The following is a 15,380-nucleotide window of genomic DNA, read 5'->3' as shown; positions in this document are numbered from 1 at the left end:
GACCATGGATACCGACCTGCGCGCCCGTTTCATCGAAGGCATGAGCCGCGTCGCCGCCGCGGTCACTGTGGTGACCACGGACGGCGAGGCAGGTCGTTTCGGTGTGACCGTTTCATCGATGACGTCGGTGTCGGCCGACACCAGCCGGCCCTCCTTGCTGATCAGCGTCCATCACCTCAGCCCCGCATGCGAGGCGATCAAGAGGAACAGGCGGTTCTGCGCCAATGTGCTCAGCGGCAATCAGAGCTTCGTCTCGGATCTCTTTTCCGGCCGTCTCAAACATCTGAACGACGACAGGTTCGGCGCGATCGCCTGGCACCCCGGCGCAACCGGCGCGCCGGTCATCGATGGCGCCGTCGTTTCGCTCGACTGCGAACTCAAGACAGCCTTGCTGTGGGGAACCCATTTCCTGTTCATCGGCGAGGCCGAGACCATCGACCTTTCGGCGCAGCGCTCGCCGCTGGTTTACGGCAATCGCGGCTACCGGCGCGCCATCCCGATCGCGCCGGATGACCATCGGCCGCCGCACCCGGCGAATCACCTCAGCATCGGCTTTTTCATCACGCTTGGGCCGCAGTTCGTGCCGGCGCTTGTCGCCGGCTTTGCGAGCCAGCAGCCTGATGTCGACATCCGTCTTCTGGAAGCCGACCACGACGACCTTATCGAACAGATGCGCGCCGGCAGGATCGAGGCGGCCATCACCTTCGGACAGGTGAACGAGCCTGATCTCGACGCCGAACTCATCTGCCCGCCGGCTCCCCATGTGTTGCTGAGCGCCAATCACGCGCTGGCGGAAAGGCCCCGTCTGCGGCTCGCCGACCTGGCGGACCTACCCATGATCCTTCTCGACTATCCTTCCGTCCGTGCGGCCACGGATGCCTTGTTCAAGCGCAACCGGCTTCCGCCGCTCATTCGCTTTCAGTCGCCATCCTTCGCCATGGTGCGAGGTCTGGTCGCCCACGGGCTTGGATATTCCATCGTCCCGCAGGCGCCGCAGACCAGGACCGCCCACGACGGCAAGGAGATCCTGGCCATACCGCTGGATGAGGACTTTCCCGAGGGGGCAGTCATCGCGATCACGCCGCGCGGCAATCAAAGGAGCGATTCGGTCGAGCACTTTCTCGCCAGGTGCCGGGGGTCCTTCGGGCATCTCGCCAACGGAGAGCAATGACGGCCGGGGCCAGACGGCCGCCTGAACGAAAACAGACGTCAACCAACAACCAACAATGGACCGGTCAATCGGCCATGGGGAACACAGAGGGAGAACCACCCAAATGAGTACCGCAGGAACCAACCAACTTCGCAGGAATTCACTGGGCCTGATCGCCGTGACCTTCATGGTGATCTCGGCAGCGGCCCCGCTTACCGGTGTTGCCGGCGCGATGCCGCTGGCGTTCATGCTGGGCAACGGCGCCGGCATTCCGGCAACCTTCATCTTCGTGACGCTGGTGATGCTGGCCTTTTCGGTCGGCTACGTGGCGATGTCGCGGCATGTCACCAATGCCGGCGCCTTCTACGCCTATGCCGCGCGCGGTCTCGGCGGACGGGTCGCCGGCGCCGTGGCGGTCGTGGCGGTGGTTGCCTACAACGCCATGCAGTTTGGATTGATCGGCCTGCTGGGCGGCATCGCCGCCGGTGTCTTCGGCGAACTCGGGCTGACCCTGCCCTGGTGGGGATGGAGCCTGATCGCCGTCCTGCTGGTCGGCATACTCGGCTACCGTCAGGTCGACCTGTCGGCAAAGGTTCTGGTCGTGGCCGTCGCGCTCGAATACCTGATCGTCCTGATCGTGGACTTTGCAATTCTCGGCAAGGGCGGCGCGCACGGGCTGGCGCTGAACCTGTTCGATCCGAACGCGATGTTTTCGGGTTCGCTGACTGCCGCGATCCTGTTTTGCCTAGGATCCTTCATCGGCTTTGAAGCGACGACGATCTACGCCGAGGAAGCCCGCGACCCGGAAAAGACCATTCCGCGCGCCACCTATCTTTCGGTGCTGATGATCGGCATCTTCTTCGTTTTCACCACCTGGCTGATGATCGTTGGCATAGGCGCCGAGAAACTGGTGCCGACCATCCAGGGCTACGGCGATCCGTCGGCACTTTTCTTCGACCTCGCCGGGCGCTATGTCGGCGGTCCCGTGCCGACGATCGCCGGCATTCTGCTGGTGTCGAGCCTGTTTGCCGCGTTGTCGGCCTTCCACAACTACATCGCCCGGTACAGCTACGTGGCGGGACGCGAAGGCCTGCTGCCAGCAGCCTTCGGCCGCACCCACGCGGACCACCAGAGCCCGCACATCGGCTCGGTAACTCAAACGATCGGCGCCCTGGTCGTGCTGGCAATCTTCGCCGGGCTCCGACTCGACCCGGTGCTCAACATGTTCACCTGGATCAGCCAGGTCGGCACGCTCGGGGTCCTCGGCATGATGACCGTCACCTCGCTCGCCGTCATCGCCTTCTTCCGTAAGAAACACACCGGCGCGCCGGCGCTGTCGACCGTGATCCTGCCTGCCTTGTCGGGGCTCATCATGGCCGCCCTGTTCGTCTACATCTTCCTGCATTTCGGCGACCTCACCGGCACCACCGGTGGCGTGCTCGGGATCATCCTGCCGGCGTTGATTCCGGCCGCCGCCGTGGTCGGATACATGTTGGCGTTGCGGCTGGAGAGGGCCGATCCCGTCCGCTTCGCCAATATGGGAGTAAACCAGATTTAGGAAACGATGGACGGAATCGAATTCCGTTCGGAAGATGGCGGCAGCGCTAAATAATCGCGCTGCCGCGATCGGTCTGGATGACGCCCCGTGCGAGACGTCCTCAGCCAAGTGGCTCGACTGCTGAATCGGGGCCAGCCTGGATTGTGTATCACCCTGAGCCGTTCCGGCGCCGGGATATCCACCACGAATAGGCCACACATGCGAGTGCTGCGGTCAGCAGGATAGCCAGCACCGCCGGGCCGACGCGATCATCCGACAAGCCGAAAAGAGGCAGCGACACGGTGAGCAGCCCCGCCGCCCGAAAGACGAGGCCGCCGAAACGGTGAGTTCCCGTCCAGACGTCCCGATCCGCAAGGGTCCAGGGTGTTCTGATACCGAACCATCGGTTGGGCTGCAGGAGCGGCATTCGAGCACCGACGACGGTCATGATCACGCCGAGGACAATGGGCATCAGCCGAAGGCGGTTCGTCTGGAATCCAAGCGCCGAAGCAATCAAGAAGGCCTGCAGCAGGATGAGCAGCAAAAGGCCGATGAGCCACGCCTGGTCCGGCGCAAAACTTCTTGCGGGTTCGCCGGGTGCCTGCCTGTTCTCGACCTGCCGCCCCGGCCACAGGTGCAGCACCATCCACAGCACGGCGAGCAACACCGGCGCACCAAGCAATGCGACCCAGCGGCCCGCAAAGACGTCCGCTTCGCCCGACGCCGACCAGTGAACCGCAATGCGTGCATCCGGCGACGTGAAGAGTGCCGCGACGATGCCGCTCAGTACCATCACAATGAGCGCTATCAGCCTTCGGAGAATGAGAGGTCTCCCTGTTCGACCATTTGCCAGTTCAGGCGGCCGGTTCGCAGCGCCGCGTCGGCTCGCGCTACCGCGAAGGAATGCTGCCCCGAATCGGCGTCAGGATCAACGGCATGGCCAAACACGGCCTCGCATTCGCTGTGAGCCTGATTGTAAACCCTTTCTTAACTCACATTAGCAACGGATAAATAACGTACTTTTCTTGCCTGAAAACTGGCGATAGGGTAGTAATCTTTAAGTTTCCGCCGCGAATTTGGAAACAATATTACGCTGGCAAACTGACGATTGTCACATTCGAGAGGCATGGCCAACGCGCTCAGCGTAGGGGGGAACCTATGGTGTCGCCTTATGCAGATTTCATCAAGAAGCTCCACAGGGACAAAGCGTTCCGGCAGGCATTCGCCGATGATCCGCGCGGCGTTCTTCGCGCGAGCGGGCTCGATCCAGACCTCCTTGACCTGCCTTCCAAGATCGATTTCGACGCGCTGGAACGGCGTATCGACGCGCAAATTTCCTCCGCTCCGCCGGATGCGGCCACACTGAGGCATGCGTCGGCACAGGAACTGTGGGACAAGTTCAATTTCATCCGCGTCAACTATGATCTTGCGTCGCCGTCGATCCCAGCGACGAGCATCATCTACGGTACGACGGCAACCACCTCCGTCATATCCCTTGTTACGGCGCAGGGCAGTGCAGCCCGCACGGATGTGGAGTTGGCGCGTCTCGGCCGGTTGCGCAAATTGACCCGGCTGCCAGCAACGGCCCTCAGTTTTACGGTGAGCGGACCGGACGGGAGATCACTGCACGGCCTCGGCATCGAAGCGATCAAGGCGCTGGTCGGCCGCCTGCGCTGAGCGGCCCGACGCTCGCAAGCATGGGAAGAACAAGGAGCTTGTCATGGGAACCGAAGCGGCGAGTTTCATCAACCGGTTGCGCAAGGACAAGGACTTTCGCCACCGCTTTGTCCAATCGCCCAAGGACGTGTTGTCCGAAGAGGGGCTGAACCCCGACGTGCTGGCGCTTCCCGACCGCATCGACGAACGGGATCTGCTGAAGAAACTCGAACACGTGTTTTCAGGGCGAGAGTGGCAAGACGAGTTCGCACGGGCCAAGCCGGAGACGTTGACGGCAGGGGAGTTGTGGGAGCGGTTCGGCGTGATCGGCTGGAAGGGGTCGGCAGCCGGGGGCGGCAAACCCGGGATCGACGTGTCGGTTGCCTCGGCGGTGGTCATCTACGGCGTCTCCGTGGTGACGTCCTCATCTACGCAAGTGGCGGCCGCCGGATCATTGGCCATGACATCGGTCGAGCAGTTGAGGTCACTGCGCGAACTGGCTCGCTTTCCAAAGGAGAAGCTCAGCTTCTCCATCGTCGGGCCGGATGGCGTTGCCATCGAGGGCGTGAACGCCGACATGCTCGCCGCCTTTCTCGCACGTGTGAAGTGATGGTGCGCCCCAATGCTTGACGTCTACGACGGTGATCCGACGAAGACAGTGCGCTGGTGGTCCGGCCCGTCCGAGCCACCACGTGTCTGCGTCTGGGAAATCACGCTGAAGTGCGATCTCGGATGCCGGCATTGCGGTTCGCGGGCGGGCGCTGAACGCCCTGGTGAGCTGACGCTCGAGGAGGCGCTCGACACCGTGAAGCAGCTTGCGGCGCTCGGCGTTCGCGAGGTCACTTTGATTGGAGGCGAGGCCTATTTGCGGGATGACTGGGTCGACATCGCCAGCGCAGTCACCAAGGCCGGAATGGCCTGCACCATGGTGACCGGCGGCTATCGCTTCGATGATTTCCGCATCCAGGAAGCGCTCGCGGCCGGCATCCGGCGGATCGGCGTGTCGATCGACGGCATCGGCGCGACGCACGACCACCTTCGTGGCCGCATCGGCAGCTACGAAGCAGCACTCGACGCGGCGAGACGGATCATGGCCACTGGCCGGATCGGGCTCAGCGTCAACACCCAGATCAACCGGCTTAGCCTGCCGGAATTGCCGGCCCTTGCCGACCTGTTGGTCGAGATCGGCGCGAGCGCCTGGCAAGTGCAGCTGACGGTCGCTCTCGGCCGCGCGGCGGACCGCCCGGGCCTTCTGCTGCAGCCCTACGATATGCTCAACGTGATGCCGCTGCTCGCAAGGCTCAAGCGGACGGTGCTGGAGCCGGGCGGCGTCCAGCTCTTCCCTGGCAACAACATCGGCTATTTCGGTCCGCACGAGCCCTATCTGCGCTACGGCGGCGCCGACGGGCATACATGGAGTGGTTGCCTCGCGGGCCAGGCTGCGCTGGGCCTTGAAGCCGATGGCACATTGAAGGGCTGTCCCTCCTTGCCGAGCGCCGACTATGGTGCGGGCTCGGTGCGCACCAGCTCTATCGAGGACATGTGGCGGTCGAGTGAGCGTATACGCGACCTCGGCGCCAGGACACGCTCCGATCTTTGGGGTTTCTGCGCCACCTGCGAACACGCCGATCGCTGCAAGGCCGGCTGCACATGGACGGCACATGCGCTGTTCGGGCGTCCCGGGAACAACCCGTTCTGCCACCACCGGGCACTGACGCTCGCGGGCCAGGGCCTGCGCGAGCGGATCCGTCTGGTCCAGCGTGCCCCCGGCGTGCCGTTCGACTACGGCCGCTTCGAGATCATCGAGGAGCCGCTCGATGGCGAGGAAGGCAATCAAGGCGGGCTCGAGGAGCTTGCCGCGCTTGCGACGCTCTTGGGCGCGGCCGGCGGTGGCGTCTGGTCGAACGCCGGGCTGCGGGCGGCGACGGCAAAGACGGCGCAGCCCCGTCACCGGGAGGCCGCACGATGAATGCGACCGGTACCGACCTTCAACGCCCGCTCGAACTGGGAATCATGTTCACGCACCGTTGCCCGATCGCCTGCCGCCATTGCGGCATCCTTTCCGGCCCGGACAATTTCGACAGCATGGCCATGGAATTGGCGGAGCGCTGCATCACCGAGGCGGCCTCACTCGATCCCAGGCCGTCGACGATCGTCTTCACCGGCGGCGAGCCGATGATGTACCCGCAACACCTGGAGCGCCTGCTTGGCGTGGCCAACCAGCTGGGATTTGCGACACGGGTGATCACCAACGGTTTTTGGGGCCGCAATCAAGCCACCGGTCGGCGCCTTCTCTACCGGCTCCAGCTCGCCGGGCTTGATTCCCTCAACTTCAGTGCCGACAAATTTCACCTGGAATTCCTTCCGGCCGAGGTTTTCCGTCGCGCAATCGAGATCGCCTGGGAAGCCGGTTTTCCGGTCATCGTCAACACGGTCCTCAATATGCCGGGCGATCCTGTCGCCCTGTTCTCGAAACTTTACGGCATACCCACCGAGAAGATCCGCCTCTTCGACGAGGACGAGTTCATCAGGCAGGTGGCTACCGATACAGTGCCGCCCGAATTGACCCAGATGGTGAACCTCTCGTTTGGCAGGCTTGTCGGCCTCGGACGCGCCGCCGAATACCCCGAAGAGCACTACCGCTCGGATCTCGCCACCTACACGTACACGCCTTGCCAAGAAGTGGTGAACCGACCGGTCATCTACCCCGACGGCAGTCTTCAGGCGTGCTGCTGCGCCGGCGGCAAGATCGCAAGCTTCACGGTCGGCAACGTGCGTGAGCGTTCGCTCGCGGATCTGTTTGACGAGATGCAAACGCGGACGCATTTCCGGTTCATAAATCAGTTCGGTCCGCGCGCACTCCATGAGGCGATTGCGGAAATGAGCCCAGATCGTTCCTCCGACCCTGACGGCTACGCCTCGATTTGCGACGTCTGCGTCGCGGCCACGAAAGGCTTGTGCGCGAAGGAAGTCGATGCGCGCCTCGATCACTGGCTGCTCAAGCGATTTCTCGAGAAGTATGAATTTTCGGTCGCGAGCGAACCGAAGCCGTCGGAGCTGGCGGAGCGTGACGGGGAAGGCGTGATCGCGGCCGGCTTTTTCGACACCGGCCGGCGACTGGCTGGCCCGCCGGAAGATATGAAAATTTCAACTGGATCGCTTGAAAATGTAATATGAGTAACATATAATAAAAAATCTTGAAAAGTGCTGAAACCTGCGCTGATATTTAGTTGGCGCGGCATTTATATTTGTATAAGCAACAGAAATATATCGAATCGCTTGATTGGTATTTCTTAGTGCGGGTGTAATTCTGTGGCCAGGACGGATTTTCGGAGCATCGATGGTTATATCGATGCGGCAGGAGCGGCGTCCCATGAGTATGCTTTCTCCAGTTGACCAAGCGACGTCGTCGACGGTCGTGTGCTGTCTTGAGCTGGAAATACGCGACGAAGACGGACGGCTTCCGCAAGGAAACATGTTCCCGGTACTGACCCATCTCGACAGCGGACGCACCTGGCGCATCCTTCGCTACGCCCGCGCCTTCGACGGTTTGCTGTTCAGGGCTTTGCCGCCCGGCAAGTTCAGACTGCATGTTGCGAGCCCGCGGCACGAAACGGTGCAGATGGAGATCATGCTTGCCGCGGGTGGGCGCGAGCGGATCAATCTGCAACTGAAAAGAAAGCCGGGGCGCCAACCGCTGATCATCGATATCGGCGGCGCCGACGAGGATACGCTGATCCCTGCCCGCCATTCGGTCTCTCGGCTCGTATCCTGTCTCCTCAGTGATCGCGCCGTCCTCAATGCGGTCGAGGCGCCGCTTGATGCGTTGGATGCGATCGAAAAAAGCGAGCGGCACCATGTCCGGCGGCTGCTTTGCATAGGATTTCCCACCCCGCGCCGGCCGCTTGCCCAGCGGCTGTTCTGGAGCATTGTCGACCGGCGCTGCCGTCTCGAGGCATTGCTCGCCACGGTGTTCGCCAATGTGGCGGTCACCGAAATGCTGAATTGTGAACCAGCTCAGGTGGCCGATGAAGCGCGGACGGCAGTCGACGGACTGGACCGCCTGGATATCGCCGACGCGTTGATGATGCTGGCGCTCTACAGCGCGCCATGGAAGGCGGTGATGTCCGAAGTCTGCCGCACCCAGGCCGGAATTCGCGACGTGCTTATTCCAGCCGGCCTTGCCCACATGCTGCAGCCCGATGCAAACCCGGCAATTCCGACGCGGCCGAGCGCGCGCGGGCGCTGGGCCGGGGAGCCGTCCGACCAGACCGTGCTCGAGGCAGGTCCGCTGATAGCGCGCATCGCCCTGGTGATAGCTGGCGCGTCCGAGGCACAGCCGGCCTATTTCGCAATGTTCGACCCGGTCATCAGACAGATGCGGGAGGGCAACGCATGACCGCCGGCAGGAAACCAACCACGCTGACCTTGCTGACGTCCTACCAATGCACGGCGGCCTGCGAGAACTGCTGCTTCGCGTCGCATCCCGGGATCGCGGAGAAACTGCCGTTGTGGCGCATGCTCGATGCCATTGACCAGGCGGCGGAGATGCCGTCGATGAAGCTTGTGGTCTTCTCCGGCGGGGAATGCTTCATGCTGGAAGATGAGCTTGTCGTGGCGGTTGCGCGCTGCACCGAGCGAGGGCTCGCCAGCCGGTGTGTCACCAACGGCTATTGGGCGAAGTCGGCGCAAGCCGCGCACGCACGCCTCGAGCCGCTCTACAGGGCTGGTCTGCGTGAAATCAACTTAAGCACCGGCGACCACCATCAGCAGTTCGTACCGGTCGAGCGCATCGCCTATGGCGCAGCCGCAGCGATCAGGCTCGGCATGAACGCCGTCGTCGTGGTGGAGCGCGAAATGGACCGGACTTTTCATGCCCAGGGACTACTCTCTCACCCGGAGATGGCAGCGATCCGCGACCATCCCAACCTCATTGTGTTCGACAGTCCCTGGATGGCGATGGAGGATCGCGATTCCGTGCGGCATGGCCCCGCCAGCCTGACCAACCACCTGAACATTCACCGCCGCGCCCCGTGTGAAAGCGTGCTGGACACAATGGTGGTCAATCCGCGCGGCGAGGTCGGCGCCTGCTGCGGTTTGACGCGCGAACAGATTCCCGAAATGCAGATCGGATCGCTTCAAGACGCTACGCTCGTGGAACTCGCGGAAGCCGCCGGCAATGATTTCCTGAAGATATGGCTCGCGGTAGAGGGGCCGGAGCACATACTCGCCTGGGCTTCCACGATCGATCCACGCATCGACTGGGAGAACCGTTTCAATCATCACTGTGACGCATGCCGCGCGCTCTATGACGATGCATTGGTGCGCGACGTGCTTGCCCACCATTGGCGCGAGCGGCGCGACGACGTGCTTTACCGTTATCGGCTGGCTCATCAAAAACCCGAGGCAGAATGGCCGGACCAGTCCACCCGGCATACGCCAATCGCCTCATCCCGGCAGGAGGCCATAGACCATGCATGATAGCGATCTCATCAGAAAACTCGTCAGCGATAACCCTCCGGAAAAAGTCAGGAACCTGTCAGAAAGACTTGCGTCCGACCCGAGCCTACTCGAGAAATTCGTCGACAAGCCGTCAGCGGTGCTGAAGGATCACGGCCTTGCGGTGAGCGGCGACATCAAGCTCGGCGACCGTGAAAAGGCGATGATCCGGATGTTCTCCGATCCTCGCGTCATCGAATTGTACAACAGCGGCAAGATCGACGACCTGCGCGCCCACATCACGGACAAGTACAGGGAAATCGTGATCACCAATCCCGGCGACACCCACGCAGTGGCGGTCGCGGACTTCGACGTGGCTATCGAGGTCGAGGTCGTCGCCGTTGCGGTGGCCGTCGCGGCGATCGTTGTGGCGGGTGCAGCCGACAGGTTTTCCAAGCTGGCAACGATCGAGGCCGAGGCGGGAATTCTCAGCGCCAAGGTGGCGGCGCTCGAGGCTCGGGTCAATCTTGTCGACAAGCTCGATGCGAAGGTCACCCGTCTCGAGCAGCGCATTCGCTGACGCGGCATCACCGGGTGAACGCCCATAGCGTTCACCCCCGTGTCTTCGTCCGTGTGGACACTGGAGGGCTGGTATGCGGCAAAGGGAACTGTTGCGGGAATTTGTGACGGCACCTCCACCGGTCGGGCTGGCCCGGCTGCGCGACGACATCGCTGCCGATCGCAGGGTGCTCGACAGTTTCTGTGATCATCCCGGAACGGTGTTGCGGACCTATGGCGTGAACGCCGACCAGACGATTGCGCTTGGCGACCGCGAGAAGGCAATCATCCGGCTGTTTTTCGACCCTCAGGTGGTCGAGCTGCACAGCCGTGGGGAACTCGACCGGCTACGCGAGTACATCCTTGCGCATCATCCTGAAGTCGGCATCGCCAACCCGACCGACCTGGCCGGGGCGTTTGCCTATGTCGACGTCGACGTGGCGATCATTGCCGAAGCCGTGGCAGTGGCGGTTGCGGTGACGGCGATCGCCGTCACCGGTTCCTTCAAGTCTGGAAGCACGGTTGGCAAGGCGATCGAGCCTCTCGCAGCGCGCATTTCGGTTCTGGAGAGCCGGTTGGCGAGCCTGTCGCGGCTGGAAGTCCGCCTCGCTGAACTGGATCGGCGAACACAGCAAGCCTCGGAGGCCGCCAATGCGAAAGGCCGCTAATTCGAAAGTGCTGCTGTGCGTGATGCCGTTCCTGCCGATTGAAAGGCCGGCCCTGGGCGTAAGTCTGTTTGCCGCGCGTCTGCGACAGCAAGGCATTGCATGCGACGTATTCTACGCCAATCACCGCTTTGCCGACCGCATCGGCTTTCCGCTCTATCAGCGGATTGCGCAAAGCGCTCCGACGCACGACCTGCCGGGGGAATGGGTGTTCAGCCGCGCACTTTGGAGGCACGACGCGCTACCCGACGAGGCCTTCGATAGATATGCCAGGACCACGCCTGGCGATTACTACCCCAACGCCTTCCTGGGTCAGATCCGCTACGCGCGGGAGCAGGCTCCTCAGTATATCGACGATCTGGCGGAAATGATCGACCTTCAAGACGTCGACATTGTCGGTTTCTCGAGCACCTTTCAGCAGAACCTCGCAAGCCTTGCCATGGCCAAGGCGCTCAAGGCGCGCGCGCCAAACCTCCATGTCGTGTTCGGCGGCGCCAATTGCGAGGGTGAGATGGGGCTTGAACTGCATCGCAGCTTCACCTTCATCGACGCGGTCTGCCGCGGCGAGTCCGATACGAGTTTTCCGCAGTTGATCGAGGCCGTTCGCAAAGGTGCGGACATGTCCGCCATTGGCGGCCTTGTCTATCGCGGTTCGGCAGGCGAAACGGTCGAGAGCCTTGTGCCACAAGCCGCGATCCGCGACATGGACAGCCTCCCCTTCCCCGATCACAGCGATTTCCTCGCCGCGTTCGAGCGGTCCACGGCGCCGCAATTCATCGAACCGGAGCTAACGATCGAAACCTCGCGCGGATGCTGGTGGGGCGAAAAGCACCACTGCACCTTTTGCGGCCTCAACGGCCTCGGTATCGGCTACCGAGCAAAGTCGGCGGACCGCGCGCTGGCCGAGTTCCGCCATCTGCGCGACAGCACGGGGATTCATACCTTTTTCGCAACCGACAACATTGTCGACATGCGCTACTTCGCGACGGTGTTTCCGTCCCTGGTGGAGGATGGCACCAAGCTGCAGCTGTTCTACGAGACCAAGGCAAACCTCAAGAAGGACCAGATCGGGGTTCTCAGGCGCCTGGGAACGACCTGGATGCAGCCCGGAATCGAGCACCTGAACACGCATGTGCTCAAGCTCATGGACAAGGGCATTCGCGGCATCCAGAATGTGCAGACCTTGAAATGGGTCCGCCAGCACAAGATGCTGGTCACCTGGAACGTTCTCTGCGGCTTTCCTGGAGAACGGCCGGAGGACTATGAGGAAGCCATCCGTTTCATGCGGTCGATACGTCACCTGACCCCGCCGTCGTCCTTCGCTGCGTTTCGGCTGGACCGATTCTCGCCGATGTTCGACCGGCCGGACGATTTCGGGCTTTCCGACATCAAGCCATACCCATCCTATGACCTTTGCTACCCGGGCGTTTCACCAGATGCACGGGCGCGCATCGCCTATTTCTTCACCTACCGCGGGACCACCGACGCGCAGACGCTGGAGGGGATCAATCGCGCCTGGCGCGAGGCGCAGGACTGGAAGCAGGAGCACCGGCACGCCGCGCTGAGCGCTATCGTCGGCACCGATCTGGTTACGATCATCGACCTGCGGCCGGATCACCCGGTTCGCCCTTACATATTGGTCGGGGACGATCGGCTCGTCTATCTCGGCCTCGACAGCATTCAATCCATTGCTTCTCTCACCGCCAATTTGCGCGGCGTTGCCCCCGATCGCGCTTGGGACGAGGAAACCGTGGCCAAAACGGTGCAAGGCTTCATCCAAAGCGACCTCGTTCTCCAGGAGGACGATCTCTACCTTGCGCTGGCGATCCAAGTTGCCGCCGACACGAGCCAGGATGCCGAGCACGTGGATATGGCGGCGCCATCGATGCGCTTTGCCCGACAAGACGAAGCGGCGGTGACCTGAGCCGGTGCAATGAAGCCAATCGATTTGCCTCGCATGGAGGGTTTCCAAATTTTGCTTCGCGGCGAACTCTTCGTCGAACAGGCGCGGCGGCGCGTATCGTCGACCGTCGACGAATATCACTGGACCACGCACGCCGAGAAGGTTGGCGGACCCAAGCCTGTTCAAGAAGCGGCAGTCATTGAAATCGGTGACGACGGCAAGGTTGCGAACTATTCGCTGTTTTCATCCGGCGCCGTGCTTCACCGCGCCGTTTTCGGTCAGAACCGCGCGCTCCTGACCTTGCGCGACGGCAACGAGCATGAGTTGGCGCTGACTGTCGCACCCGACCTCGTGCTTCAACAGAATTTGCTTCTGCAGCTTTCGCGCTGTCTTGCCGCGCTCGATCGCGATGAAGGTCCGCGGAAACTTCACTACTTTTCGCCCGAAGCGCTGGCAGTGCGCGAGTTCGACGTCGCGCCTGCCGGAGCGCTGGACTGGGAGACGTCGATCGGCATACGGCTCAACATGAGCGCCAGTGGCGCCCTGGTCTCCGCCGTGGGAATGGACGAGAAGGGAACGCTTATCGGGCGGGCGGGCACGCCGGTGTTCCACGCGGCGCCGATTGAGACCCTTCGCGGTGCCGAGGAAAGCATCGAACCACCACCGCCTCCCCCTGGCATCGACCGCGAAGAAGTTACAATCGAAAGCGAGGATATCACGCTGCACGGCCTGTTCGTACACGGACGCGAACCCGCCGGGCCTAGTCCGGCCTGCCTGTTCCTGAATGGATCGGGCTCCATCACCCGCTGGGGCGGTGCGCCCGGCATGCGCCTGAAGACACTCGAGACGATGGATGCGCTCGCGCAAGTCGGCGTAGCCAGCCTGGCGATAGATGCGCGCGGAGCAGGCAAAACCGGATTCGGCAAGGCCGACCGCCCCTTGGGCGCGACGCGGCTGGCCGATGCCGCCGCCGCCTGGCGCTGGCTCGCCGCGCGCGCCGACGTCGACGCCCTGCATCTTTTCGCGGCCGGTCATAGCCTGGGCGCCCTTGTGATCCTGCAGCTGTTGTCGGCCGACCCGGCCCTGGCGCCGGCGGGTCTGATCCTGCTCGCGCCCCCCGGCAGGCCGTTGCGCGACATCCTGATGGAACAGAATGCACGCGAGAGCGCACGCCTACAGGTGTCGGAGGAAGAGGCCGGCAAGCGAGACGCGGCACTACGGCAGTGGCTCGACCGGGAAGCAAGGACAGATGGCGCGGAACTGCGGCTCGGGGGCCTGAGACCGCTCACCGATCCGGCCGTTCTCGAAACCGATCCACGCGCAGCGGTTGGAGCCGTCCGCTGTCCGATGCTGATCTTGCACGGCGACAAAGACATTCAGACATCGGCAGACCGTGATGCCAAAGCGCTGCACCGCGCCGCCCGCAGCCACAATGTCCGCTCCACATACAAGGAAATCCACAACGCCGACCATCTATTCCGGCTCGAGCCCGAAATGTCGACGCCGGAGCGTTACCGCCAGGATCTGCCACCGAACCCGGAGTACCTCGCAGCCGTTGCTGAATGGATTGCCGGACTTGCTGCCAGTGCACCCAAACCGCGACGTTGACGCCGAGTGCGTCACGCTTGGCCAAATACATTCTGGCGAAGCGTTCGATTGTAGATAGAAATTATCGGCGCCCGACCTTAGTCATGGCGCTTGTCGCAAGTTTTTTTCTGTATTTCTTTCTATAACATTTTATTTTAATAATACAGATTAAAATAAATCTGTTGACGATGGGCATTGCAAACTTTAAGTTGCTTGCGCGGCGCAGATGCGAGCCGCTAGAGCGTAGTGAAGCCGTCCGATTTGGAGGCCGATCAGGAGTCTGTTCGTCTTGGAAGCGACAGACGAGACCGTTCGGCAACGCTACCTCCGACTAGTTTTTTCGGGAGGGCCGGCATGGTCCGACGTAGAAGTCGCACGTCCGACGAAGTCGCTTCCAAGCGACGTTCTGCGCCTGAGCCGTCAGAGGGCCCACGATCGCGGGAGCTCGCCATGAGTGCTGAAAATGCCTATTCGAACTACTGCCTGAAAGGGTTTGAGGTGGCGCAGCAATATGCAGCGCGCGCCCAGGAACTCTACGGCCGCAGCCGCCAGCAGCTGGAAGAGGCCGAAGTCCCGGCCCGTGATCAACTCCAACAAATCATGGCCTCGTGGCAGCGGGCGTTGAGCGAGGCTGGCAACGGCGACGACGCGCAACAGCGCGCCGCCTCTGCATGGCTCGATCACGCGCGCCAGTACGGGCAAGTGATCAGCAAGCATCAGAACAGCGTCGGGCAGACCATCAAGGACTTGGGCGAGCAGTTGGCGTCCGCATATGACGAAGCTCAGCAAAAGGCACGCGCGAATTTTTCGGACTACCTGGCCGACCTGCAGACACTGGCGAGCGGCAAATCCGACGAATGACATTGCTCTGTTTGGGGTCGGCAT

The 15,380-nt window shown here is 62.4% G+C and carries 14 protein-coding genes; 13 read left to right on the top strand and 1 reads right to left on the bottom strand.

The features are described from left to right. Positions 1–4 precede the first annotated feature (4 nt). Complete coding sequence (locus AC1DZU_RS22115) at positions 5–1,171, top strand: LysR substrate-binding domain-containing protein (protein ID WP_477288325.1); 1,167 nt, start codon at positions 5–7, stop codon at positions 1,169–1,171. Positions 1,172–1,274: 103 nt separating this feature from the next. After that, complete coding sequence (locus AC1DZU_RS22110) at positions 1,275–2,708, top strand: APC family permease (RefSeq protein ID WP_477288323.1); 1,434 nt, start codon at positions 1,275–1,277, stop codon at positions 2,706–2,708. Positions 2,709–2,856: 148 nt separating this feature from the next. On the opposite strand, the gene AC1DZU_RS22105 is transcribed toward AC1DZU_RS22110, so the two are convergent. Continuing rightward, positions 2,857–3,480 (bottom strand): SdpI family protein, encoded by a 624-nt coding sequence (locus AC1DZU_RS22105; protein ID WP_477288321.1) that lies wholly within the window; start codon positions 3,478–3,480, stop codon positions 2,857–2,859. Positions 3,481–3,845: 365 nt separating this feature from the next. Between AC1DZU_RS22105 and AC1DZU_RS22100 the strand changes: the two genes are divergently transcribed. The 11 genes from AC1DZU_RS22100 (at position 3,846) to AC1DZU_RS22050 (ending at position 15,356) form a co-directional block, all read left to right on the top strand. Continuing rightward, positions 3,846–4,364, top strand: a complete 519-nt coding sequence (locus AC1DZU_RS22100; protein ID WP_477288319.1) for a hypothetical protein — start codon at positions 3,846–3,848, stop codon at positions 4,362–4,364. A 43-nt stretch (positions 4,365–4,407) separates the two neighbouring features. Then, on the top strand, positions 4,408–4,953 hold the full coding sequence (locus AC1DZU_RS22095) for a hypothetical protein (protein ID WP_477288317.1): 546 nt from the start codon (positions 4,408–4,410) through the stop codon (positions 4,951–4,953). A gap of 12 nt (positions 4,954–4,965) precedes the next feature. After that, complete coding sequence (locus AC1DZU_RS22090; protein WP_477288315.1) at positions 4,966–6,312, top strand: radical SAM protein; 1,347 nt, start codon at positions 4,966–4,968, stop codon at positions 6,310–6,312. Continuing rightward, positions 6,309–7,520 (top strand): radical SAM/SPASM domain-containing protein, encoded by a 1,212-nt coding sequence (locus tag AC1DZU_RS22085; RefSeq protein ID WP_477288313.1) that lies wholly within the window; start codon positions 6,309–6,311, stop codon positions 7,518–7,520. The genes AC1DZU_RS22090 and AC1DZU_RS22085 overlap by 4 nt, the downstream gene beginning before the upstream one ends. A gap of 175 nt (positions 7,521–7,695) precedes the next feature. After that, positions 7,696–8,742 (top strand): hypothetical protein, encoded by a 1,047-nt coding sequence (locus AC1DZU_RS22080; protein WP_477288312.1) that lies wholly within the window; start codon positions 7,696–7,698, stop codon positions 8,740–8,742. Further along, positions 8,739–9,824 carry a hypothetical protein gene (locus tag AC1DZU_RS22075; RefSeq protein ID WP_477288310.1) on the top strand — a complete coding sequence of 362 codons (1,086 nt, stop codon included), beginning with the start codon at positions 8,739–8,741 and terminating at the stop codon, positions 9,822–9,824. The genes AC1DZU_RS22080 and AC1DZU_RS22075 overlap by 4 nt, the downstream gene beginning before the upstream one ends. Further along, on the top strand, positions 9,817–10,362 hold the full coding sequence (locus AC1DZU_RS22070; RefSeq protein ID WP_095080443.1) for a hypothetical protein: 546 nt from the start codon (positions 9,817–9,819) through the stop codon (positions 10,360–10,362). The genes AC1DZU_RS22075 and AC1DZU_RS22070 overlap by 8 nt, the downstream gene beginning before the upstream one ends. 73 nt (positions 10,363–10,435) lie before the next feature. Next, the gene (locus AC1DZU_RS22065; RefSeq protein ID WP_477288308.1) at positions 10,436–11,008 is read left to right on the top strand and encodes a hypothetical protein; all 573 of its coding nucleotides are present in this window, start codon (positions 10,436–10,438) and stop codon (positions 11,006–11,008) included. Then, complete coding sequence (locus AC1DZU_RS22060; protein WP_477288306.1) at positions 10,992–12,929, top strand: RiPP maturation radical SAM C-methyltransferase; 1,938 nt, start codon at positions 10,992–10,994, stop codon at positions 12,927–12,929. The genes AC1DZU_RS22065 and AC1DZU_RS22060 overlap by 17 nt, the downstream gene beginning before the upstream one ends. Before the next feature lie 9 nt (positions 12,930–12,938). Next, positions 12,939–14,516 (top strand): alpha/beta hydrolase family protein, encoded by a 1,578-nt coding sequence (locus tag AC1DZU_RS22055; protein WP_477288304.1) that lies wholly within the window; start codon positions 12,939–12,941, stop codon positions 14,514–14,516. Between the two features lie 429 nt (positions 14,517–14,945). Next, positions 14,946–15,356 (top strand): hypothetical protein, encoded by a 411-nt coding sequence (locus AC1DZU_RS22050; RefSeq protein ID WP_477288302.1) that lies wholly within the window; start codon positions 14,946–14,948, stop codon positions 15,354–15,356. Positions 15,357–15,380 lie beyond the last annotated feature (24 nt).

This window comes from Mesorhizobium sp. P2_A12, assembly GCF_056405075.1.
The sequence above is the reverse complement of the archived record's forward strand: the minus strand, read 5'-3'. Positions and strand labels throughout refer to the sequence as shown.